This is a genomic window from Nocardioides plantarum, assembly GCF_006346395.1.
Lineage (GTDB): Bacteria > Actinomycetota > Actinomycetes > Propionibacteriales > Nocardioidaceae > Nocardioides > Nocardioides plantarum.
In genome coordinates this window covers 2,233,661-2,255,366 of the sequence record NZ_VDMS01000001.1, presented here as the reverse complement: position 1 = coordinate 2,255,366, position 21,706 = coordinate 2,233,661, and the positions used below count along the sequence as shown (strand labels likewise).

Genomic DNA, 21,706 nt, shown 5'->3' with positions numbered 1-21,706 from the left:
GGTTCCTTTCGATTGGAGGCGCTGCATAGTGGGCGGGGATGGTCCGACGTACTCCGTGAGAAGGTGGACTGCGTGCCCGTCGAGGTTGCCGCGGGCGGGGTGGTAGTGCTCAGTCGTGCGCGAGTCGGCATGTTGGGGAAAGGATCTGGGCGTCTCGGAGTAGCACGCCGGCGTCGAGGGCGTCGGTGATGGCGGTGTGCCGCAGGGAGTGCGGGCTGATGCCGCGGGATGCCGGCGACCTTCGCGATCGGGTGACCATCCGGTAGACGTCGCGGGGGTCGATCGAATTCCCTGAGGCTTCTGGAACGCCGTCAGCCTGGTGGATGCGCATCATGTCCCACCAGCGGGTGTTTCGGCGGGTTGGCGTTCTGCCGGTCAAGCAGGCGGTCAGAGAGCTCGATGGCTGCCAAGAAGAACCAGAAGACCCAGTCGAGGAAGATGGGGTCGTAGTCGCCGCTCTGCTGCGCGTTCTGGTGACGGATACCGAACGAGTTGGCCAGGTTAAAGAGCGCCCCCTCGTCCTTCCTCAACATCCCACTCTGTAGAAGATCTCGCCGGCTCTCAAGCACCCCTGCGAGCGCGATGCACGATGACCGCTTGTCCTGAACGCTTGCACCACGAGCGCGGAATAGTGCTATCGCGTGTCGTACGTCGTCACCAGTCTCGGCGTCGCTGCGTTGTGCCATATCCCTGACGAGATCGGTACGCGCACTGTCAGTCACAGCGACGAGGCGGCCTCGGTCCTCGCCGTTTTCCGACAAGCGCAGTCCAAAGGCGGCGCGATCCAGGATGTGGTTCACGGATGATCGGTACACCCGCCGCCCTATGGCAGCGGAGAAACTGCCGTAGTGAAGTCCACAACCGCCATAGTTATGGACGTAGCCTGACTGGGGTGCAGACGTGAGGTCGTGCAGGGCCTCGATTACGTCGAAGAACAGTTCCTGATTCGATTCCAACCTGCGAAGCGGGAGGGGCCATAGGTCCTCCACGCCGAGTTCAGACGCGATGACATCGGCGGGTTGAACAGTGCTCGGAGCATCAGGACAATCTTTCTCAAACCGTTGTTCGAAGTAGCCACGGTTCTCTAGGTCGCCCACTACTCGGCCGAACTCCTGCACGGCGGTTCTTAAGGTTAGGGTCCCGCTCGCGGCAGTCCCGTGCCGCTGGGAGAAGAACGGCTTGCGAATTCCAATCGCGTTCAAGGAGTCGGCTCGGTCAAGCAATGAACGCATGAATACAAGTCCAGGGTCTGGGGCCGAGTAGCGAGACACAGGCGTCTGCACTCACGGGTCGTGGGCCACGGCACTGTTCGCCGCCAGGAACTCATCGCGGGGTGCGACGCTGGCAAAAGCGTCCCCGAGTAGAAACGCACAGCGTTCTGCCCAGCCGTCAAGGCTGCCCCGTCGTGCCACCAGCTCTGCCACTTCCTCCTTGAAGAGGCCGCGTGGCCAGCGCAGCACATAGTCCTCGTCCTGGTTGGCCACTTGGTTGACTCTCCCTCCTTGGTCGCAATCGCGTGTTCCTGATACCGAGGCCTCACTAGTTTCAGTTGAGTCCGTAGGGTCTGCGCGACAGTAGCGTCTGCTTTTAGTTCCTGTGTCGCGTGCCGGCTTCGGAGGCTCTCAAGTGACGCGCTGACGGCAGTCGACGCGTGGTTGTGCCACTAGCCCTTTCTGGGCGCATAGGGGCATGGGGCCCCGGCGCCGGTTCCGAGAGGCGAGCCTGCGGGGAGCAGGGGCAGAGCCGGGCGACACGGCCCATCTCCACCCCCGCTGGCGCCGTCTTCATCGCAACAGCCGGCGGTTCGGACCTTCGCTCAGTAGGTTGCACCGCGCCGGGTGGCAATTCTCCCGGTCGCGGCGGTGCGTCTGCCCCGCTGCACTGTGTCTCGGACCGCTGAGTGTGCGTCCTCCCCACCTGTCCAGATTGAGTAGCTCGCCCCTGCGGCACCATCAGCGCCCGGCGAAACATTCTGCGGTGTTCACACGAGAGCGGTGCTCCCACGCAGGCCGCTCATTGCGCCGGCGGTGGCCGCATCTGGTCGATCATGGCGGCGACCGCATCCCTCTCGGCGCGCAGTCGCCCGACGTCCTCGCGCGTCGCGCGCTGGAAGCGCATGCCGAGGATGGCGCGCGCTTGGCTCTCGTCGATGGACAGGCTGATGCACAGTCGGTCGATCGCCTGGGGGATGTGATCGGCCTCGGCTATGGCCGTAAGGACGTCGACCGGTCGGGTGAGAGCGAGCAGGAGCGCGTCAAGACGTCGCAGCTCGGTGTCGAGCTGGGCCAGGGGGCCGTGCTCGTCGCCGAAGTCGGAGAAGAACAACTGGTCGGCGTCGTCGACCTCGAGCAAGACCGACGCCGTGGCTCCCTCGTGGCGGAGCATGTCCTTGAGGAGGTTCCGGACCTCGTCTTCGTCAAGAGCGTCGACACCATCGACACCGCCCGGGACAACGGGTCCGGAGACACCCATGCCGTGGGACCAGGTCGTCTCGATCATGTCGTCATCCTCCGAGGATGCGATCTGATAGGTCGAGAACTCGCCCTGCGCGTCGGCCTCGGCGTCTGCGTGGATCGCCGCTCGTCGTTCTGATTCAGTGAGCGGTTCCGGCAGGGCTGCGTCGGCTCGGGCCCACACGGCGGGATCGGCGCGACCCTGGGACGACGACAGGTCGGCAACGAGGTCCGCGACAACTTGGAGGAAGGCCTGGTGTCGTGGGTTCGGCTTGGTGTCCTCGCGCCAACGGCCGGTGGTGTCCTCGCGGAAGGTCCAGTCACGGGTGGTGCGCCCGAGCTCGAAGACCACGCTCGCGTTGGAGAGGCACGAGAGCGCGGCGGAGTATGCGTCGTGATGCGAGACGTCGCGAAGCGCCTCGACTGCCCACCTGCGTTGCCCGAGGTAGGAGCCTTCGAGGTGAGAGATCGCGCGGACATCGCCGTGCCAGGTGGAGACTCGTGCTTCGTGGAACGGGTGCGACGGCATCTCGTGCCCGCCCGATTCGAGGCGGTGCTCCAGGCTGGTGAAGTGGTCGTGGGCCGCAGTCGTCGTGCGGGCGAGCTCGTCGAGTCCGTCCACGACCGGTGCTGGGGATCCGGTGCCGAGACCGGCGAGCACCTGCGTGACGATCGGGTCGTCGCTCAGACCGCTCTCGCGCACCGCCGCGCGGCTGGCCCACTCCGCCACGGCGCGCTGCTCATCCGGCGACAGCGTGTAGATCGTCGGAGAGGCGCCCGGGAGGACGCCGCCCAAGGGGTCGTAGGAAGAGCTCTGGGTGTAGGTGCGCGGAGCGGACGGTGTTGGTTCGAGCGCGTACCAGGTGCCGGCGTCAAGGACCTCCGGCCCGAACGAGACACCGGTGTGGGCTGCGATGAGGGCCAGGCCGGCGGCAAGGTTGTCGCCGTCGTCCGCGGTTCCCTCGCTGATCAGCGGATGCAGGGTGGCCGGGATCTGCAGGAGATCTTCGTCATCGGCCTCGATGGGGCCGAGGAGCTCGATCGCGAACTCCTGAACGCCGTTGCGGGCGGCAGTGAAGTCGGTCAGCGCATTGACGTTCCAGAAGAACGCCGCGGCTACGCCGCTCGCGCTGGCCAGTGACAGCGGGCCTAGGACTTCGGGCCGGGTGCCCTGGAAGCCGTTGTCCTCGATCACCACGAGAGCGTCGCCGACCTCGACGACCTGGATGACCTCGCGATCGAAGGCGGCCTCCTGGATGTCCTCGGTCTCGGGGTCGAGGACCGCTCGGGCACCGAAGGCTGCCAGCGCCGCGTCGCGGTCTGCGGCCGGCACGATGGAGAAGCACGCCGCCTGTTCCAGGTGCGAGTCGTTGACCCATGCGTAATCCTCGAGCGTCACCGTCACAGTCTGCTCGACGTCCCGACACCCCGGGCGCTCAACCCGGCGAACGCCGTACAACCAATCAGCGAATGGTGACCTGACGGTTCGCAAGACCCGACTTGGTCGCCCGCTCCTCGGAGGTCAACGGGGTGTCGTCGGCGAGGGCCTTGTCGAGGGCCTTCTTGAAGGCGGCGGCGGGCTCCTCGAGGGCCTCGGCGCCGGTGCCTAGGGGGAGGTCCCAGACGGGGGCGAGGAGGCCGTGGGCGCGGAACATGCCAACCAGGCGGGAGTCCGGCACGAGCACGTCGTCGCCGGCGGCGTGGAGGCGCGAGAGGGCGTCGAGGAGGGCGTCCTCGGGCTCGGGCATGACCCAGCGCAGGTGCTCCTTGGTGCCGACGTCGGTCCAGTAGGCGGCCTCGACCGAGGTCAGGCGGGCGGTGGGGGTGGCGGCGTCGTTGGCCTCCTCCATCGCCTCTGCGAGGTCGTCGCGCTCCTCGATGTCGGCCAGCCAGTAGTCGAAGCCCTCGTGGACGGTGACGTCGAGGGTCTTGTTGGTGATGAGGTCCTGCAGGCGGGGGCCGGGGCCGGGGGGCGTGGTGAGGCCGATGACGTCGGGCTCCTCGGCCTCGAGGGCGGCGAGGAGTACGGCAGCGAGGTCGCGCGACGGGTCGCCGAACGCGTGCTGCACCTGGAGGCCGAGCCAGACCTGGCCGCTGTCGCGGTTCATCGCGGGCGAGGCGGCAGGGAGCAGGGAGCAGAGCTGGACGGTGCGGTCCTCGTAGCCCTTGATGGTCAGCGGGGCGGTCGCCGCGGGGACGAGCTCGCGTAACGCGACGATGTCGCACTCGCCGGGCAGGCCCTCGAAGGGGCGGGCGACGTAGACGTCGCCGCCACCGGGCGCGCCGTGGCAGGCCTTGTATCGCTTGCCGGAGCCACAGGGGCAGGGCTGCTTCGGGCCGACCTCGCCATCGGCGACGGGGGCGGTGTCGCGGGCCTTGGTGCGGGACTTCTTTGCCATGAGGTGAACCTATCTGGCGGGGTCGTGGGTGGAGTGGGGTGCGTCGGTTGGGGGGATCTCGACAAGCTCGATCACCGATGGGTGGGGTTGGGTGCGTCGGCTGCGGGGGTTTCGAGGCTCGTCGCTAGCGCTCCTCGCACCTCAACCACCGTGCGTGTGCGTGCGCGGGGGTGGCGCGCCGGCGTCGTACGCCTGAGCTACCTACCGAGGCGTTCGAGGACGTAGGCCGGGCGGTCGGTGATGACGGCCTTGACGCCGGCGTCGACGCAGAGCTGGAGGTCGCGGTCGGTGTTGATGGTCCAGACGTGGATGTCGCGGCCGGAGGCGGTGATCTTCTTGGCGAACTTCTTGTGCTCGCGGAGCAGCTCGATGCCGGGGCCGACGATCCAGTCGGGGCCGATGACGCGGCGCAGCATCGACCAGTACTGGTAGCGGTCGACGAGCTGGACCAGCTGGATGCCGGGGGCGGCGCGCTCGACGCGCTGCAGGGCGGTGAACGAGAAGCTCATCACGCGCACCGGCGAGCCGGGCTGGTCCCAGCCGAAGTCACCGAGCATGTCGACCAGACGGCGTTCGACCAGGCCGCCGAAGCGGGTGGGGTGCTTGGTCTCGATCGCGACCTCGACGCGGCGGTCGTAGTCGGCGACGGTCTCGAGCAGCTTGCGCAGGGTGAGGACGCGGTCGAGGGACTCGTCGCGGTCGGGGGCCTCGTCGTCGAGCTCGGCCCAGGGGTTCTTCCAGGCGGCGAAGTCGAGCTCGTTGAGGTCGGCGAGGTCCATCGTCGAGACCAGGCCGGGCTGCTGCGCCGTACGACGCAGGTCGCGGTCGTGCACGCAGACGAGGTGGCCGTCGGCGGTGAGCCGGACGTCGCACTCGAGGGCATCGGCCCCGGCGTCGAGGGCGGCGATGTAGGCGCCGAGGGTGTGCTCGGCGTTCTCGTGGCTCGCTCCCCGGTGGGCAACGACCTGCGGCGTCACGTCGCCAGTCTGCCGTAGCTGCATCGGACTACGTCGCCAACGTTCCGCGCAGCACGTTGGCGATGCAGGTGGACGCCCCCTCGGGCACCGTGGCCTGTACCTTCCAACGCGTCTCGACACCGGGCCGGGCCCGCTTCACGAGCGTGACGCCGCGGGCCAGGGTCTCGGAGGCCTCGTCGAGCCAGCTGACCGTGAGGACGTAATCGGCGGCCCTCTTCGTCGGGTTGGTGAGCGTGCCCGAGGTGCGCTGTCGGCCGGCCGCGGTCGGGCAGGACGCGGGGTCCCAGCCGACGTCGTCGGTGCCGCCGGTCGCGTCGACCAGCTCGGGCGCCGCCGGCAGGGGGCGTTTCGTCGTGGCCGCGGTCGGGGCGGTGGCCGACGGCGTACCGGACGGCGTCGCGGCGCCGCCCCGGTCGTCGTCGTCCCCGCCGCTGCAGCCGGCCAGCGCCATCACCACCACCGGTACGAGCAGCATCGGCGCCGAGCGTGCGGCGACTGACCTCATGGCGCACATCGTGCCCGACCGCACCCAGCGCCGGGGCGTCCGCGTCCGTTTGCGACGCACGTCACGGGGTACGCCGACCGGGACCGTCCCGGATCACGAGGAGTGCCATGAGCCAGCCCCTGCAGCCGCCCCTCGGGACGACCCCGCCGCCCGTCGTACCGGCCACCCCCGTCACGCCCGTCATGCCGGTCGCCCCGGCCATCCCCGTGGTCGACGACGCCGCAGCGCGGGCCCAGCTCGAGGACCTGCAGCTGCAGGAGTCGGTGGTCGCCCAGCTGCTCGACGTGCTCGACGACGCCGGCCGCCAGGTGTCGACCGGCGCGCCGCAGTGGATCGACCCCGACGTCTTCGGCGGCACCCGCGAGGGCGAACGGATGGCGCGGCACACCGTGCGCGCCCAGGTTCGCGTGCAGCAGGCCCTCGACCAGGCGCTCGACGCGCTGGCCCAGCACCACGTCGCGCTGTCGACGTTCCGCGAGGAGGTACGCCGCGTGGAGGCGACGACCGAGGAGCAGCTCGCCGCGGTGCGGGCCCGGATCACCGGGGTCGTGTCGTGAGCGGCCACCACGTGATGCGGGCGATGCTCGCCGTCGAGCGCGCCCACCCGCGCCGGATCGAACGCAACGCCCACGAGTGGGAGCGCTGCGCACAAGTCCTCGAGGAGGCCGCCGAGCGCATCGACGCCATCGGGTCACGCCAGGCCGACATCGGCGGGCAGACCGGGCCCTCGATGGCGGTCGCCATGGCGCGCGCCTCCGACGTGCTGCGGGTCAAGGCCCGTGACCTGCGCCGTGGTGGGGAGGCGCTCGGCTACATCGCCGACGCCACGCGCGCCCACCAGGAGGAGAAGCGTCGTCTCGACCGTGACCACCCCGACGACGCCGCCGGCACCCACGCCGTGTGGCGCGAGGAGGGCTCGCGTCAGATGGCCGACAGCCAGGAGTCCGCGCTGCGCCAGGGCATCGCGGTGATGAAGAGCATCGACGTCGGCGAGGACCCCCGGCGTACGCCGATCCAGGTCGTCGGCCCGGGGCCGATCGACGTACCCCCGCCCACGTGGTGGACGCCGGTCACCGACCGCCCCGACCCGCCACTCGACCCGTCGATCGACCCCGACGCGGACCTCGACGACCAGGAGATGACGCCGCAGGGCCCGCTCGGCGGTCCGGCCTCGCCCGGGGCCATGACGCCGGGCGTCCCGCCGTCGGGGCTCGGGGCGCCGCCGTCCTCGATCAACCCCGGTGCCCTCGGAGGCGCCGTACTCGGCGGGGTCGGGGCGGTGGCCGGTGCGCGCGCCGCCGCCCGGGGTACGACGGGCACGAGCGGCGTCCGACCCATCGGCGCGGGTGGCACGTCCGCGTCGGGCGGGGTGCTCGGTGGCGGCGGGGCCGGTGGCGTCGGCGGTCGCGGGGGTGGTGGTCGCGGCGGACGTGGTGGTGCGGGGGGTCGTGGTGGCGTCGGCGTCGGCGGGGCGGGTGGTCGCGGCGGACGGCGTACGGACGAGGAGCGGGTCGAGGGCGAGCGCGACCTCTACGACGACGGTGAGGGGTGGCTCGACGACGACGGGGGGCCGGGGGTCCTGCGGTGAGGTCGTGCTGATGCTGCGGTGGTCTCGAGACAGGCGCTAGCGCGCCTTCCTCGACCGACGTGGGGTCAGGTGCTGGCGCGCCTTCCTCGACCGACGTGGGGTCAGGCGGTCTTGGCGACGCGGGCGTGCTGGAAGGCGACGTCGAGGCCGTCGCGGAGCAGGGCGATGAGGTCGGGGACCTCGTCGACGCCCAGGCGGAAGGTCGCCGCGCACACCGCGTCGCGCCACAGCGAGAGGACCACGACGCCCCGGTCCTCGTGCCACGAGACGCGCAGCGCGCGGTCGTCGCCCCGGGGGTCGAGGAAGATCGAGGCGGCCGTCATCTCCACATCATGCTCCGAGACGGCCCGGGTTGTCTGCGGTGCGACCTAAACTCGCCCCATGCCGGAGCTGCCCGAGGTCGAAGCGCTGGCCCTCGATCTCAAGGGCCGGCTCGAGGGTCGGGCGTTCGCGGCGGTGCACCTGGCGGCGTTCAGCGCGCTGAAGACCTACGACCCGCCGGTCTCGGCGCTGGTCGGCACGCTGGTCGACGACGTGACCCGGCACGGCAAGTTCCTCGACATCGAGGCCTCGGGACTGCACGTGATCTTCCACCTGGCCCGCGCGGGCTGGATCCGCTGGAAGGACGAGGTGCCGGCGCTGCCGCCGCGCCCCAACAGCAAGAGCGGGCTCGCCGTGCGCATCGTCCTCGACGACGACACCGGGCTCGACGTCACCGAGGCCGGCACCAAGAAGAGCCTGGCGATGTACGTCGTCCGCGACCCCCTCGACGTGCCCGGCATCGCCAGCCTCGGGCCCGACCCGCTCGCGGACGAGTTCACGCCGGCCGTGCTCGCCGCGATCCTCGAGCGGGAGGGGCGCAAGCAGATCAAGGGCGTGCTGCGTCACCAGGGCACCATCGCCGGCATCGGCAACGCCTACTCCGACGAGATCCTGCACGCGGCCAAGATGTCGCCCTACCGGCCGGCCAACGGCATCGTCGAGGCCGACCTCGACGTGCTCTACGCCGCGATCCGCGACACCGTCGGGGCCGCCGTGGAGCGCTCGCGCGGCCTGGCCGCGAGCGAGCTCAAGAGCGAGAAGAAGAGCAACCTGTCCGTCCACGGCCAGACCGGCAAGGCCTGCCCGGTGTGCGGCGACACGGTGCGCGAGGTGTCGTTCGCCGACTCGTCCCTGCAGTACTGCCCCACCTGCCAGACCGGCGGCAAGCCGCTGGCCGACCGGCGGACCAGCAAGTTCCTCAAGTAGCCCGTCAGGAGGACGGCAGCTGGCCGGTGAGCCGCTCGTGCCGCTCGGCGCTCGCCTCGTTGAGGCCGACGATCTCGACGGTCTTGCCCTTGCGGGCGTACTTGGTGGTGATGGCGTCCAGCGAGGCGACGGTGGAGGCATCCCAGATGTGGGAGTCGGTGAGGTCGATGACGACGCGATCGGGGTCGTCGGCGTACTGGAACTGGGTGTAGAGGTCGTTGGAGGAGGCGAAGAACAGCTCGCCGGTGACCCGGTAGACGGCGGTCGGCCCGCCGTCGCGGTGCTCGACGACCTCGCGGCGGGTCTCGGTGAGGTGCGCGACCCGGCGCGCGAACAGGGTCATCGCGACCAGGACCCCGACGACGACGCCGATCGCGAGGTTCTCGAACGCGACGGTGACCGCGACGGTGGCGAGCATGACCACGGTCTCGGACCTCGGCATCCGGCGCAGGGTCGCGGGCTGGATCGAGTGCCAGTCGAACGTCCCGACGGAGACCATGATCATCACCGCGACCAGCGCAGCCATCGGGATGATGGCGACGACGTCGCCGAACCCGACCACGAGGACCAACAGGAAGACCCCGGCGAGGAACGTCGAGATGCGGGTGCGCGCACCGGACACCTTCACGTTGATCATCGTCTGGCCGATCATCGCGCAGCCGCCCATGCCGCCGAAGAGGCCGGTGATGACGTTGGAGACCCCCTGGCCCCAGGACTCGCGGGTCTTGTCGGAGGGGGTGTCGGTGATGTCGTCGACCAGCTTGGCGGTGAGCAGCGACTCCAGCAGGCCGACCAGGGCCATCGCGACGGCGTACGGCGCGATGATCCCGAGCGTGTGGAGGTCGAAGGGCACGTCGGGCACGAACAGCGACGGCAGGCTGTCGGGCAGCTCCCCCTCGTCACCCACGTCGGGCACGTTGAGCGCGGCCAGGACGGTGAACCCGGTCAGGGCGACGATGGCGACCAGCGGGGCCGGGACGGCCCGGGTGACCCGCGGCAGGCCGACCATGACGGCGATGCCGACGGCGACCATCGGGTAGACCAGCCACGGCACGTCGACCAGGTAGGGCAGCTGCGCCAGGAAGATCAGGATGGCCAGGGCGTTGACGAACCCGACCATCACCGAGCGGGGGATGAACCGCATCAGCCGGCCGAACCCGCCCAGGCCGAGGCCGACCTGGATCACGCCGCCGAGCAGCACCGTGGCGACGAGGTAGTCGTAGCCGTGGTCGCGCATCACCGGCGCGATGACCAGGGCGACGGCGCCGGTCGCGGCCGAGATCATCGCCGGCCGCCCGCCGAGGAACGAGATGGACACCGCCATCGTGAACGCGGCGAACAGCCCGATGCGCGGGTCGACCCCGGCGATGATCGAGAACGAGATCGCCTCGGGGATCAGTGCGAGCGCGACGACGAGCCCGGCGAGGACCTCGGTGCGCAGCAGCCGGGGGGAGCGGAGCGCTGCGCGGACCGACGCCTCGGGGGCGACCGGGGGCTTGGCCCCCGGGGCGGGGATCGGCGTGGTGGACACTGGGCTCCGTTCGGGTGGGTGGCGCCGTGGGTCGGCGCCACCGGAACCCTACCCTTACGTGAGGTTAGAGTTGTGATCCAGGACGACGAGAGGCGAGTCACCGTGGGCGACGAGGCCGTCATGCACATCGGCGAGGTCGCGGCGCGCACCGAGCTCTCCCTGCGCAGCCTGCGGCACTGGGAGGAGGTCGGCCTCCTGCACCCGTCGGGGCGCAGCGAGGGCGGGTTCCGCCTCTACACCGAGGACGACGTCGAGCGGATCCTGGTCATCCGGCGGATGAAGCCGCTGGGGTTCAGCATCGACGAGATGAAGGCGGTCATGGCCGACGTGGAGACCCTCGGCGCTGCCGACGTCACCCCCGCGGTCGCCCGGGAGGCCCGTGCCCGCCTCGACGAGGTCCGCGAGGACGCCGTACGACGGCGCCTCACGCTGGTGCGCCAGGTCGAGATGGCCGACGAGTTCCTCGACCTGCTCGGCGGCCGGATCGTCGACCCGCCACCGGCACCGTGATAGGCACGACCCCATGAACGTCCCCACCGTCGCCCTGTCCGGCGTGCCCGACCCGCTCCCCGCGGACCTCACCGTCCTCGACGTCCGCGAGGGCTTCGAGTGGGACGCCGGGCACATCGAGGGTGCTGTGCACGTACCGCTGGGCGAGCTGCCGCAGCGGCTCGACGAGGTGCCCGCCGGGCAGACACTCGTGGTCTGCAAGGTCGGCGGCCGCTCGGGCCAGGCGACCGCCTGGCTGGCCCAGCAGGGCTACGACGTGGTCAACCTCGACGGCGGGATGCTCGAGTGGGAGGCCGCCCGGCGCCCGATGGTCGCCGAGGGCGACGCGCCGCCGCAGGTCGTCTGAGTCAGCGCTCCCCCGCCGCACCGGGCCGCCACGCGGCCGGCAGGGGTACGTCGAGCAGCGCGGGAAGCCGGGCCAGGTAGTCCTCGCGGCCGATCTCGCGGACCCCGAGCGACTCCAGGTGCGGCGTCGCCCACTGCACGTCGATCAACCGGGCGTCGGCGTGCTCGTCGCGCAGCACGTCGACGAGGCCGACCAGCGCGACCTTGGAGGCGTCGCGGGCGCGGTGGAACATCGACTCCCCCGCGAACAGCCCGCCGATCGCCAGGCCGTAGAGCCCGCCCTCCAGCCGTCCGTCGCGCCATACCTCCACCGAGTGCGCCCACCCCAGCTCGTGCAGCGCCGTGTAGGTCCGGATGATCCGCTTGTCGATCCAGCCGTGCGGACGCCGCGGGTCGGCACAGGCCGCCAGCACCTCGTCGAACGCGGTGTCGACGCGCACCTCGTAGTCGCGGCAGGCCCGGCGCAGCGACCGCGACACCACCAGCCCGTCGAGCGGCAGCACCCCCCGGCGTACGGGCGACCACCAGCCCATGGGGTCGCGCCACCCGCCGACCGGCATGGGGAACAACCCGCTGCGGTACGCCGCCAGCACCGTGCCGGGCTCCAGGTCAGCGCCCATGGCCACCAGGTCGTCCTCGGGGTCGGCGCGCGGCTCGCCGGCCTCGTCGTGGAGGGCCCGGTCGAGCCGCCAGCGCGATGGCGGAGGCTCGACGGGCATGCGGCCGACCGTACCGTCGCGGGCCCCGGCCCGGGCCTTGCGACCACTGGGGAGAGGGGTCCAGCTGGACCCCTCTCCTCAGTGCTCGACATGGGCATCCCCTCGGCGGGCCACCACGCCCACATCCTTGTCCACAGGCCGCCGGTTGGGGCGAGCGCGACGACCCCCCTCGCTCCTAGCGTGAGGTCCGTGATGACGTCGCGGGAGGCCGAGGCCGCGCTCGGTCGGTGGAGCGGGCTGACCCGGCGGCACGCGCGCCGGGTCCTGGCCGGTGGCCTGGCCGGCGAGCCCGTCCGAGCGGGACAGGCGCTCCTCCACGACCCCGTGCGGGTCCACGCGCTGGCGCGCCGGACCTTCGTCGAGGAGGACGAGGTGGACCAGGTTGCCCCGGACCTGCTCGTGCTCCGTCGCGACGTCCACGCCATGGCGCCACTGCACGAGATCAGCGAGACGCTCTCGACCGGCTGGGACTTCTCGGCCTACACGCGCGTCGCGGTCCGGGTCCGGATCGAGCGGCGCGGTGGTCGGCTGCCCGTCGTGGCCACGACGGCCGGGTTCGTCACTGCCGGCGCCGACCTGCTCGCGGTGACGGTGGACGACGGCGACTCGCGGCTGACCCTGGCCGAGCCCGGAGGCTGGTTCGACACCTTCCGCGACCGACGCTACGCGACCGGGCCCGGTCGACCGTGGTGGATCCGGGGCTGGGCACCGAGCGCCACCTAGGATCGGGGCATGGGAGTGACCCGCAACGTCGGCCGACAGCTGGGCCGCCAGCTCGCGCCGCGGATCACCGACCTGGCGCCGGGAGTCACGTCGTCGTTCGTGCGCGAGGCGCTGCACCGTGCCATCGACGGCGTCGGACCGCTGGCGGCCGCGCGGGACGCAGCCGCGAAGTCGCTGAAGGCCCACGACGGCCACGTCGACAAGGCGGTCAAGGACGTCGTCGACCAGCACATCCGCTACGCCGGGGTGTCCGGGTTCGCCACCAACCTCGGCGGCCTGGTCACGATGGCGGTGACCGTGCCGGCCAACCTGACCGGCATCGCGCTGATCCAGTGCCGGATGGTCGCGGCCGTGGCCCACCTACGGGGCCACGACCTCGACGACCCGCGGGTCCACAACGCGATCCTGGTGACGGTCCTCGGCGAGGACACCGTCAACCGTCTGGTGCGCGCCCAGACCCTGCCCGCGCCGCCGATGGCGCTGGCGACCGCGCCCGTGCACGACGCCAGCATCGACGCGGTCGTGTCGGCCGAGGTGGCCCGCGACCTGGTCGCCCGGGTGACCGGACGCCGGCTGGCGACCACGGTCGGCCGCCGGGTGCCCGGGCTGGGCGGGGTCGTCGGGATGGGCGCGGACGGGTGGGCGACCTACCGAGTGGGCCACTACGCCGAGTCGGAGTTCCTGCTGCGCAAGCAGTAGCGCCCGCGCACCACCCGGCTCACGCCCCACCCAGGGCACGCACCACGGCCGACGGGCTCTCCCGGCCGAGGTGACCGGCCATCCAGGTGCTCGTCGCGACGAGCGAGGCGAGGTCGACGCCGTGCTCGACGCCGAGTCCGGTGAGCAGCCAGACGAGGTCCTCGGTGGCCAGGTTGCCGGTCGCGCTCTCGGCGTAGGGGCAGCCGCCGAGGCCACCCGCGCTGGCGTCGTACGTCGTCACGCCGGCGCGCAGGCCGGCCTGCACGTTGGACAGCGCCTGGCCGTAGGTGTCGTGGAAGTGCAGGGCCAGGCGGTCCGCGCCGACACCCGCCGCCGCGAAGGCGGCGACCAGCGCGGTCACGTGACCGGCCGTGCCGACACCGATCGTGTCGCCGAGGCTGAGCTGGGAGGCGCCGAGGTCGAGCAGGCGGGTGCCCGCGGCGACGACCTGCTCGATCGGTACCGCGCCCTCCCACGGGTCGCCGAAGCACATCGACACGTAGGCGCGGACGTCGAGCCCGGCCGCGCGAGCCCGGTCGACGGTGGGCTCGAACATGGCGAACTGCTCGTCGAAGGAGCGGTTGAGGTTCTTGCGGGCGAAGGTCTCGGTCGCCGAGCCGAAGATCGCGACGTGGCGCAGCCCCAGCTCGAGGGCGCGGTCGAGGCCGCGCTCGTTGGGGACCAGGACGGGCAGGTCCACGCCGTCGGGCCCGAGGCGGGTCATCAGCTCGGCCGCGTCGGCCAGCTGGGGCACCCACCTCGGGTGGACGAAGCTGGTCGCCTCGACGATCGGCAGGCCGGCGGCCAGGAGTCGGCGGACGAACTCCTCCTTGACCTCGACGGGCACGAGCGCCTTCTCGTTCTGCAGGCCGTCGCGGGCGCCGACCTCGTAGATCGTCACGGCGGCGGGCAGGCCGGGTTCGGGCACGACCATGGGCAGGGAGCTCACTCGGCCACCTCCCGCGCCTCGACCACGAACAGCGGAGCGCCGAGGGGCACCTGCGCGCCGGCGACGGCGTCGACCTCGACGACGGTGCCGGCAAACGGCGCCTTGAGCGAAAGCTCCATCTTCATGGCCTCCATGGTGCCGAGCACCTGGCCCTCCTCGACCCGGTCGCCGTCGGCGACCCGCACCTCGAGGACGGTGCCGGGCATCGGCGCGACGAGGGTGCCGTCGCCGACCGCGGCCGTGCCGGCCAGGCGGTCGGGCGGGGTGAAGACGAACCGCTGGCCGTGCCAGGCGACCTCGAGCACGGCCGACGGTCCGCGCTGCACGTTGACCACCGCGCGCACGGGCTCGCCGTCGACAACGGCCTCGAGCACGTGGTCGGCGGCACGGAGCTGGCGGAACGGCACGCCGTCCACGGTGCCCTCGGTGGTCGAGCTCCCCTCGGTGGTCGAGCTCCCCTCGGTGGTCGAGCTCCCCTCGGTGGTCGAGCTTGTCGAGACCCAGACGTCGCGGTCGAGCTCCACCAGGGTCGGCGCCGGCGGCCCACCGATCCGGAACCCGTCGGACGCGAAGGCGTGGCCGGTGTCGAGCGACGTCAGCATCGCCGAGACCCACGCGACCAGGGCACGCGGCACGGTGTCGTCGGGCGCGGGGACGACCGCCGGCAGATCGACGCTGTCGAGCCACGCGGTGTCGATCGTGGTGTCGCGGAACTCGTCGGAGGCGACCAGCGCCCGCAGGAACCCGGCGTTGGTCGTCAGCCCGAGGATCGACGTCTCGTCGAGGGCCGCGACCAGGGCGCGCCGCGCGCTCTCGCGGTCGGGGCCGTGGGCGATCACCTTGCCGAGCATCGGGTCGTACGACGTGCTGACGACCTGGTCGGGCTCGAGCGCATGGTCGACCCGGACGCCGGGACCCGAGGGCCACCGCACGATCGAGGCGGTGCCCGCCTGGGGCAGGAACCCGCCGAAGGAGTCCTCGGCGTAGACCCGCGCCTCGATCGCGTGTCCGGTCAGCGTGACGTCGTCCTGGGCCAGGCCGAGCGGCTCGCCGGCGGCGACGCGCAGCTGCAGCTCGACGAGGTCCAGACCCGTCACTGCCTCGGTCACCGGGTGCTCCACCTGCAGGCGGGTGTTCATCTCGAGGAAGTAGAACTCCCCGGTCTCGGCGTCGAGCAGGAACTCGACGGTGCCGGCGTTGACGTAGCCGACGTGGGCTGCGAGGTCGACCGCCGACTGCGTGATCCGGGCGCGGGTGGCCTCGTCGATCGTGGGGGCCGGCGCCTCCTCGAGCACCTTCTGGTGGCGGCGCTGGGTCGAGCAGTCGCGCTCGAAGAGGTGCAGCACGGTGCCGTGGTGGTCGCCGATGACCTGGACCTCGATGTGGCGGCCGTGCTCGACGTACTTCTCCACCAGCATCGTGTCGTCGCCGAACGCCGACAGCGCCTCGCGTCGGGCCGCGGCGACCGCCTCGTCCATCTCGGCGGCCGACCGGACGATCCGCATGCCCTTGCCGCCGCCGCCGGCCGCGGCCTTGACCAGCACGGGGAAGGGGATCTCGACACGCTCGATCGACGAGGAGGCAGGCACGACGGGCACGCCCGCGGCCACGGCGATCTCGCGGGCGGCGTCCTTGCGGCCCATCTGGTCCATCACGGCCGCACTCGGACCGACGAGCGTGACACCCGCGGCCTCCAGCGCAGCGGCGAAGGCGGCGCGCTCGGAGAGGAACCCGTAGCCCGGGTGGACGGCGTCGGCGCCCGAGGAGACGGCGGCGGCGACGACCGCCTCGACGTCGAGGTACGACGGCACCCGGACGGCGACGTCGGCCGCCCGCACGTGGGGCGCGGCCGCGTCGAGGTCGGTGAAGACCGCGACGGTCCTGATGCCGAGGCGGGACGCCGTACGCATCACGCGCAGGGCGATCTCGCCGCGGTTGGCGATGAGGAGGGTGTGGATCTCGACAGGCTCGATCACCGAAGAGACAGGCTCGATCACCGAGGAGACAGGCTCGATCACCGAGGAAACAGGTTCGATCACGGAGGGCATCACATCCTCCAGATGCCGTAGGAGGGCGCCGGCACAGGAGCGTGCGCGGCGGCGGCCAGTCCCATGCCGAGCACCCGGCGGGTGTCGACGGGGTCGATGATGCCGTCGTCCCACAGGCGGGCGGTGGCGTAGTAGGGCGAGCCCTGGGTCTCGTACTGCTCGCGGATCGGGGCCTTGAACGCCTCGACCTCCTCGTCGGTCGTGAGCGTGGGGTTGACCGTGGCCAGCACCGACGCGGCCTGCTCGCCGCCCATCACCGAGATCCGCGCGTTGGGCCACATCCACAGGAACCGCGGGTCGTAGGCGCGGCCGCACATGCCGTAGTTGCCGGCGCCGAACGAGCCGCCGATGACGACGGTGAACTTCGGGACCACCGAGCAGGCGACCGCGGTGACGAGCTTGGCGCCGTCGCGGGCGATGCCGGCGTTCTCGTACTCGCGGCCGACCATGAAGCCGGTGATGTTCTGCAGGAAGACCAGCGGGATGCCGCGCTGGTTGCACAGCTCGATGAAGTGCGCGCCCTTGCGCGCCGACTCGCTGAACAGGATGCCGTTGTTGGCCACGATGCCGACCGGGTGGCCCCAGACGTGGGCGAACCCGGTCACCAGCGTCTCGGCGTACAGCGCCTTGAACTCCTGGAAGCGCGACCCGTCGACGATGCGGCGGATCACCTCGCGCACGTCGTAGGGCGTGCGGGTGTCGGCGGGCACGACGTCGTAGAGGCCGGCCGGGTCGAGCGCGGGCTCCTCCGGCTCGCGGACCTCCCAGTGCCTCCCCTCGGCGGTCGAGCTCGTCGCGACCGGGAGCGTGTCGACGATGCCGCGGACGATGGCCAGCGCGTGGGCGTCGTCGTCGGCCAGGTGGTCGACCACGCCGGACTTGCGGGCGTGCACGTCGCCGCCGCCGAGGTCCTCGGCCGTGACGACCTCGCCGGTCGCGGCCTTCACCAGCGGCGGGCCGCCGAGGAAGATCGTGCCCTGCTCCTTGACGATGACGGTCTCGTCGCTCATCGCCGGCACGTAGGCGCCGCCGGCGGTGCACGAGCCCATCACCGAGGCGATCTGCGGGATGCCGGCCGCGGACAGGTTGGCCTGGTTGAAGAAGATCCGCCCGAAGTGCTCGCGGTCGGGGAAGACCTCGTCCTGCAGCGGCAGGAACGCACCACCGGAGTCGACGAGGTAGACGCACGGCAACCGGTTCTCGGCCGCGACCGCCTGCGCGCGCAGGTGCTTCTTGACCGTCATCGGGTAGTAGGTGCCGCCCTTGACGGTCGCGTCGTTGGCGACCACGAGGACCTCACGGCCGTGCACGCGCCCGATGCCCGTGACGATGCCGGCCGACGGCACCCCGCCGCCGTACATGCCGTCGGCGGCCAGCGCGCTCAGCTCGAGGAACGGGCTGCCGGGGTCGAGGAGCCGGTCGACGCGGTCGCGGGCCAGGAGCTTGCCGCGGTCGGTGTGCTTGGTGCGGGCGGCGTCGCTGCCACCGCGTCGTACGACGGCCAGCCGCTCGCGGAGGTCGTCGACGAGGTCTCTGAGTTCGGACACGTCGCCAGGTTAGCGATCGTTAACCAACGCGTCCATGGTCGTCGGCGCGGTGGCTCAGGTCGTCGAGACGCCGTACGCCGCGTCGATGGTGTCGAGCATCGCGGCCAGGGCGGCGTCGCGGTCGGACTGCGCCAGTCCGCGCAGGGGCCCCTCGATGCAGAGCACCGAGAACCCGTGCACCGCCGACCAGCAGGTGATCGCAGCGCCGGCCCGGGTCCGGGGGGCCAGGTAGCCGACGGCGACGAGGTCGTCGAGGGCGGCGTTGAGCATGGCGAACGGGTCGCCGGGCTCGGTGCCGGTGCCCATCTCGGGGAACTCCGGGTAGGCGGTGAACAGCACCCGGAACAGGCCCGGCTCGGCGACCGCGTAGTCGACGTAGCCGCGGCCGAGCTCGGTCAGCCGGGCGCGCGCCCGGCGTACCGGGTGGGTCTCGGTGACGCCGGCGATGCGGCGCTCCATCACCTCGACCAGGCCGTTCATGGCCCGCTCGGCCACGACGTCGACCAGGGCGTCGCGGTCGGCGAAGTGGCGGTAGGCCGCGTTGTGCGACACCCCGACCCGGCGGGCCAGCTCGCGTACGGCGAGGCCGTCGGGGCCGTGCTCGCGCGCCGACTCGACCGCGGCGTCGGCGAGGGCCTCGCGCAGGTTGCCGTGGTGGTAGCGAGCGGTGGTCACGCGATCGACCCTAGACGATCGACACCTAGATGTTGACACCGCCCACATCTTCACCCATCCTCATGTTGACGCCATCAACATCAACCGTCGGCGCCCCGCCCCGAGGAGTCCCCGTGACCCGCAAGCCCCTGGTCCTGGCCACCGTCTGCCTGGCGACGCTGACCATCAACCTCGACACGACGATCGTCAACGTCGCGCTGCCGAGCCTGGCCCGCGAGCTCGACGCCGGCACCCGCGACCTGCTCTGGGTCGTCGACGGCTACAACCTGGCCTTCGCCGCCCTGGTGCTGGCGATGGGCAGCCTGTCCGACCGCTTCGGTCGTCGACCGGCGCTCATCGTCGGGCTCGCGGGCTTCGCGGCCAGCAGCGGCGCGGCCGCCCTGGTCGGCAGCGTCGAGGCCCTGATCGCGCTGCGGTTCGTGATGGGCATCAGCGCCGCCCTGATCTTCCCCACGACCCTGTCGATCATCGCCAACACCTTCACCGAGCGACGCGAGCGGGCTGCCGCCCTCGGCATCTGGGGCGCGGCTACGGGCATGGGCGTCGCGCTCGGCCCGGTGACCGGCGGCCTGCTGCTCGAGCACTTCTCGTGGCACAGCGTCTTCTGGGCACTGGTCCCCGTCGGCGTCGTCACCATCGCCCTGGCGCTGGCCTTCGTGCCCGAGTCACGCGACCCCGCGGTCCCGGCGCTCGACAAGCCCGGCCTGCTCGTCTCGGTCGCCGCGCTCGGGTCGCTGACCTGGACCATCATCGAGGCCCCCGCCCACGGCTGGACCAGCCCGACCACGCTCGCCGGCTTCGCCGTCGCCGCCGTGCTCGTCGCGGTCTTCGTCGTCCTCGAGCGGGCCGTGGCGCACCCCATGCTCGACGTCACGCTCTTCCTCGACCGCCGGTTCAGCGCCGCCTGCGCGTCGGTCACCGTCGCCTTCTTCGCGCTGTTCGGGTTCATCTTCCTGATCACGCAGTTCTTCCAGTTCACCCGCGACTACTCCGCGCTCGGCACCGGCCTGCGCATCCTGCCGGTCGCCACGTGCATCGCCCTGGCCTCCATCGTCGGCGCCAACCTGGCCCCGCGCATCGGCACCAAGGCCGTCGTCTCCACGGGACTTGCCATGCTCGGTGCGTCGTTCCTGTGGATCTCGACGATCGCCGTCGACACGTCGTACGCCACCACGATCGTGCCGCAGATGGTCCTGATGGGCCTGGGCATCGGCCTGATCAGCACGCCGGCCACCGAGTCGATCATGCAGGTGCTGCCCCCGGCCCGCGCCGGTGTCGGCTCGGCGGTCAACGACGCGACCCGCGAGCTCGGCGGCACCCTCGGCGTCGCCGTGATCGGCTCGCTCTTCGCCTCCCTGTACGCCGACCGCCTCGACCTGCTCCTGACCGGCAAGGTCGACGGCGCCACGCTGGACCAGGCGAAGGAGTCGGTCGGGTTCGGCGACGCCCTCGCCGCCCGGGTGCCCGGCGTCGAGTCCGCCGTCAACGCAGCCTTCCTCGACGGGCTCTCCGCCGCCACGGTCGTGATCGGCCTGCTCTGCCTGGTCGCCGCTGCCCTCGCCGTGGTCGCCCTCCCCGGCCGGGGCTGGGAGGTGCCCGAGGTCACGCCCGACGCGACGCGCGTCGAGACGGAGCCCGACGTCCTGGTGAACGATCGATAACCTGGCCCGATGACCGAGGCCGTGGTGACCCGCCGCGAGCAGATCCTGGCGACCGCTGCGGAGCTGTTCGCCAGGCGCGGCTTCCACGGCGTCTCGGTCGCCGAGCTCGGCACCGCCTGCGGCATCTCGGGCCCGGCGCTCTACAAGCACTTCGCCTCCAAGGACGCCGTGCTCGCCGAGATGCTGGTCTCGATCAGCGAGCAGCTGCTGCTCGTCGGGCGCGAGCGGGTCGCGGCCGCGCCCGGCCCCCGGGCCGCGGTGGCGGCGCTGGTCGACTGGCACGTCGAGTTCGCGCTGCGCGACAAGGCCCTCATCGTCGTCCAGGACCGCGACTGGTCCTCCCTGCCCGACGACGCCCGCGAGCAGGTCCGCACCCTGCAACGCGCGTACGTCGACCTGTGGGCCGCGCAGCTGCGCCTGGTCGACCCGGAGCTCGGTCTCGACGCCGCCCGCGCGTCCGCGCACGCGGCGTTCGGCCTGATCAACTCCACGCCCCACAGCGGGCGGCTCCCAGTCGAGGAGATGCGCGGACTGCTGATCGTGATGGCGACGCGCGCGCTCCTCGGCCGATAGTCCCTGACGTTCTGGCCCCTCGTACGCCGGATCGGGGCCACTTCGTCAGGGACTATCGACCGGTGGGGACGACCTCACCGAGGATGATCGCGTCCATCTGCCAGACGGCGCCCGGTCGGCGCGACTTCTGGATCGTGGCCTCGCAGTAGTCGATGAACGGCTGTCGGGCGGTGGGTGGCAGGACCCGGTAGAGAGAGCTGACGACCGCCCGCTCCCGGCCTTCACTGGGATCGGCAGCGGTCACGTCATTGGCCTGGACGTCGAGCGTCCCGTCGACGTCCACCAACGATGCATCGGTCGTCAGTCTTCGGGCGTCGCTGCTGCCGTCGTTGACGAGGTCGGCGAAGAGGCTGACCACCTCGTCGGGCACAGCCGCACCACCACGGCGTCCTCGGGCAACGCGGCGGCGACACCGTCCGGTCGAGGACCATCGATGCGCAGCTCAGGCGGGCACTCGACGTCGGTCGGCGGTGCCGGGGTCGTACTGGTCGTGCTGGGCGTGGTGGACGCGCTGGGGGAAGGGGCGGCGACCTCCGACCTCGACCCGGACCGGTCG

At 71.6% G+C, this 21,706-nt stretch carries 23 protein-coding genes; 9 read left to right on the top strand and 14 right to left on the bottom strand.

Features of this window, described 5'->3' with window-relative positions; genetic code table 11:
• Positions 1-311: 311 nt before the first annotated feature.
• The 6 genes from FJQ56_RS10620 to FJQ56_RS10595 form a co-directional block, all read right to left on the bottom strand.
• Positions 312-1,118: a hypothetical protein gene (locus tag FJQ56_RS10620; RefSeq protein WP_211350834.1), complete on the bottom strand. Its 807-nt coding sequence runs from the start codon at positions 1,116-1,118 to the stop codon at positions 312-314.
• Between the two features lie 165 nt (positions 1,119-1,283).
• Positions 1,284-1,484: a hypothetical protein gene (locus FJQ56_RS10615; RefSeq protein WP_140009364.1), complete on the bottom strand. Its 201-nt coding sequence runs from the start codon at positions 1,482-1,484 to the stop codon at positions 1,284-1,286.
• A 529-nt stretch (positions 1,485-2,013) separates the two neighbouring features.
• On the bottom strand, positions 2,014-3,852 hold the full coding sequence (locus tag FJQ56_RS10610) for a DUF6461 domain-containing protein (RefSeq protein ID WP_140009363.1): 1,839 nt from the start codon (positions 3,850-3,852) through the stop codon (positions 2,014-2,016).
• A gap of 64 nt (positions 3,853-3,916) precedes the next feature.
• A complete protein-coding gene (locus FJQ56_RS10605) occupies positions 3,917-4,852 on the bottom strand; it encodes a DUF5926 family protein (protein ID WP_140009362.1) in 936 nt (311 codons plus the stop codon).
• A 197-nt stretch (positions 4,853-5,049) separates the two neighbouring features.
• The gene (locus FJQ56_RS10600; RefSeq protein ID WP_140009361.1) at positions 5,050-5,829 is read right to left on the bottom strand and encodes a glycerophosphodiester phosphodiesterase family protein; all 780 of its coding nucleotides are present in this window, start codon (positions 5,827-5,829) and stop codon (positions 5,050-5,052) included.
• 28 nt (positions 5,830-5,857) lie between these two features.
• Positions 5,858-6,334 carry a hypothetical protein gene (locus FJQ56_RS10595; RefSeq protein ID WP_140009360.1) on the bottom strand — a complete coding sequence of 159 codons (477 nt, stop codon included), beginning with the start codon at positions 6,332-6,334 and terminating at the stop codon, positions 5,858-5,860.
• 107 nt (positions 6,335-6,441) lie between these two features.
• Between FJQ56_RS10595 and FJQ56_RS10590 the strand changes: the two genes are divergently transcribed.
• Together FJQ56_RS10590 and FJQ56_RS10585 are read left to right on the top strand one after the other, a co-directional pair.
• Entirely contained in the window at positions 6,442-6,891 is a 450-nt protein-coding gene (locus tag FJQ56_RS10590; protein ID WP_140009359.1) for a hypothetical protein, read from the top strand.
• Positions 6,888-7,922 (top strand): hypothetical protein, encoded by a 1,035-nt coding sequence (locus tag FJQ56_RS10585; RefSeq protein WP_140009358.1) that lies wholly within the window; start codon positions 6,888-6,890, stop codon positions 7,920-7,922. Before FJQ56_RS10590 ends, FJQ56_RS10585 begins: the two co-directional genes overlap by 4 nt.
• A gap of 101 nt (positions 7,923-8,023) precedes the next feature.
• Here FJQ56_RS10585 and FJQ56_RS10580 read toward each other — a convergent pair whose 3' ends face one another.
• Positions 8,024-8,245 (bottom strand): hypothetical protein, encoded by a 222-nt coding sequence (locus FJQ56_RS10580; RefSeq protein ID WP_140009357.1) that lies wholly within the window; start codon positions 8,243-8,245, stop codon positions 8,024-8,026.
• Between the two features lie 58 nt (positions 8,246-8,303).
• Here FJQ56_RS10580 and FJQ56_RS10575 point away from each other — a divergent pair, with 58 nt between their 5' ends.
• The gene (locus FJQ56_RS10575) at positions 8,304-9,170 is read left to right on the top strand and encodes an Fpg/Nei family DNA glycosylase (RefSeq protein WP_140009356.1); all 867 of its coding nucleotides are present in this window, start codon (positions 8,304-8,306) and stop codon (positions 9,168-9,170) included.
• A 4-nt stretch (positions 9,171-9,174) separates the two neighbouring features.
• Here the strand turns inward: FJQ56_RS10575 and FJQ56_RS10570 are convergent, their stop codons facing one another.
• Positions 9,175-10,701 carry a SulP family inorganic anion transporter gene (locus FJQ56_RS10570; protein WP_140009355.1) on the bottom strand — a complete coding sequence of 509 codons (1,527 nt, stop codon included), beginning with the start codon at positions 10,699-10,701 and terminating at the stop codon, positions 9,175-9,177.
• A gap of 72 nt (positions 10,702-10,773) precedes the next feature.
• On the opposite strand from FJQ56_RS10570, the gene FJQ56_RS10565 reads away from it, so the two are divergent.
• On the top strand, positions 10,774-11,211 hold the full coding sequence (locus FJQ56_RS10565) for a MerR family transcriptional regulator (protein ID WP_211350833.1): 438 nt from the start codon (positions 10,774-10,776) through the stop codon (positions 11,209-11,211).
• Between the two features lie 13 nt (positions 11,212-11,224).
• Positions 11,225-11,557, top strand: a complete 333-nt coding sequence (locus tag FJQ56_RS10560) for a rhodanese-like domain-containing protein (RefSeq protein WP_140009354.1) — start codon at positions 11,225-11,227, stop codon at positions 11,555-11,557.
• 1 nt (position 11,558) lies between these two features.
• Here the strand turns inward: FJQ56_RS10560 and aat are convergent, their stop codons facing one another.
• Positions 11,559-12,275: a leucyl/phenylalanyl-tRNA--protein transferase gene (gene aat, locus FJQ56_RS10555; protein ID WP_140009353.1), complete on the bottom strand. Its 717-nt coding sequence runs from the start codon at positions 12,273-12,275 to the stop codon at positions 11,559-11,561.
• Between the two features lie 189 nt (positions 12,276-12,464).
• Here aat and FJQ56_RS10550 point away from each other — a divergent pair, with 189 nt between their 5' ends.
• Both FJQ56_RS10550 and FJQ56_RS10545 read left to right on the top strand, forming a co-directional pair.
• Positions 12,465-12,998 (top strand): hypothetical protein, encoded by a 534-nt coding sequence (locus FJQ56_RS10550; protein WP_140009352.1) that lies wholly within the window; start codon positions 12,465-12,467, stop codon positions 12,996-12,998.
• 9 nt (positions 12,999-13,007) lie between these two features.
• Complete coding sequence (locus FJQ56_RS10545; protein WP_140009351.1) at positions 13,008-13,697, top strand: EcsC family protein; 690 nt, start codon at positions 13,008-13,010, stop codon at positions 13,695-13,697.
• 19 nt (positions 13,698-13,716) lie between these two features.
• On the opposite strand, the gene FJQ56_RS10540 is transcribed toward FJQ56_RS10545, so the two are convergent.
• From FJQ56_RS10540 to FJQ56_RS10525, 4 genes are all read right to left on the bottom strand, one after another.
• A complete protein-coding gene (locus tag FJQ56_RS10540) occupies positions 13,717-14,646 on the bottom strand; it encodes a hydroxymethylglutaryl-CoA lyase (protein WP_246084074.1) in 930 nt (309 codons plus the stop codon).
• Positions 14,643-16,622 (bottom strand): acetyl/propionyl/methylcrotonyl-CoA carboxylase subunit alpha, encoded by a 1,980-nt coding sequence (locus tag FJQ56_RS10535; protein WP_246084073.1) that lies wholly within the window; start codon positions 16,620-16,622, stop codon positions 14,643-14,645. The genes FJQ56_RS10540 and FJQ56_RS10535 overlap by 4 nt, the downstream gene beginning before the upstream one ends.
• Positions 16,623-16,693: 71 nt before the next feature.
• Positions 16,694-18,241, bottom strand: a complete 1,548-nt coding sequence (locus tag FJQ56_RS10530) for a carboxyl transferase domain-containing protein (RefSeq protein WP_140009349.1) — start codon at positions 18,239-18,241, stop codon at positions 16,694-16,696.
• Between the two features lie 54 nt (positions 18,242-18,295).
• Positions 18,296-18,916, bottom strand: coding sequence for a TetR/AcrR family transcriptional regulator (locus FJQ56_RS10525; protein ID WP_211350832.1), 621 nt, complete (start codon positions 18,914-18,916; stop codon positions 18,296-18,298).
• A 113-nt stretch (positions 18,917-19,029) separates the two neighbouring features.
• Here FJQ56_RS10525 and FJQ56_RS10520 point away from each other — a divergent pair, with 113 nt between their 5' ends.
• Positions 19,030-20,577 carry an MFS transporter gene (locus FJQ56_RS10520; protein ID WP_211350831.1) on the top strand — a complete coding sequence of 516 codons (1,548 nt, stop codon included), beginning with the start codon at positions 19,030-19,032 and terminating at the stop codon, positions 20,575-20,577.
• A gap of 9 nt (positions 20,578-20,586) precedes the next feature.
• Entirely contained in the window at positions 20,587-21,150 is a 564-nt protein-coding gene (locus FJQ56_RS10515; RefSeq protein WP_140009346.1) for an SACE_7040 family transcriptional regulator, read from the top strand.
• A gap of 52 nt (positions 21,151-21,202) precedes the next feature.
• On the opposite strand, the gene FJQ56_RS10510 is transcribed toward FJQ56_RS10515, so the two are convergent.
• The gene (locus FJQ56_RS10510) at positions 21,203-21,520 is read right to left on the bottom strand and encodes a hypothetical protein (RefSeq protein WP_140009345.1); all 318 of its coding nucleotides are present in this window, start codon (positions 21,518-21,520) and stop codon (positions 21,203-21,205) included.
• Positions 21,521-21,706 lie beyond the last annotated feature (186 nt).

Bases quoted from the DNA above. Each gene is read 5' to 3' on its own strand.
- FJQ56_RS10605 (WP_140009362.1), bottom strand. From the start codon at position 4,852: ATGGCAAAGAAGTCCCGCACCAAGGCCCGCGACACCGCCCCCGTCGCC.
- FJQ56_RS10595 (WP_140009360.1), bottom strand. From the start codon at position 6,334: ATGAGGTCAGTCGCCGCACGCTCGGCGCCGATGCTGCTCGTACCGGTG.
- FJQ56_RS10590 (WP_140009359.1), top strand. From the start codon at position 6,442: ATGAGCCAGCCCCTGCAGCCGCCCCTCGGGACGACCCCGCCGCCCGTC.
- FJQ56_RS10580 (WP_140009357.1), bottom strand. From the start codon at position 8,245: ATGACGGCCGCCTCGATCTTCCTCGACCCCCGGGGCGACGACCGCGCG.
- FJQ56_RS10575 (WP_140009356.1), top strand. From the start codon at position 8,304: ATGCCGGAGCTGCCCGAGGTCGAAGCGCTGGCCCTCGATCTCAAGGGC.
- FJQ56_RS10560 (WP_140009354.1), top strand. From the start codon at position 11,225: ATGAACGTCCCCACCGTCGCCCTGTCCGGCGTGCCCGACCCGCTCCCC.
- aat (WP_140009353.1), bottom strand. From the start codon at position 12,275: ATGCCCGTCGAGCCTCCGCCATCGCGCTGGCGGCTCGACCGGGCCCTC.
- FJQ56_RS10545 (WP_140009351.1), top strand. From the start codon at position 13,008: ATGGGAGTGACCCGCAACGTCGGCCGACAGCTGGGCCGCCAGCTCGCG.
- FJQ56_RS10515 (WP_140009346.1), top strand. From the start codon at position 20,587: ATGACCGAGGCCGTGGTGACCCGCCGCGAGCAGATCCTGGCGACCGCT.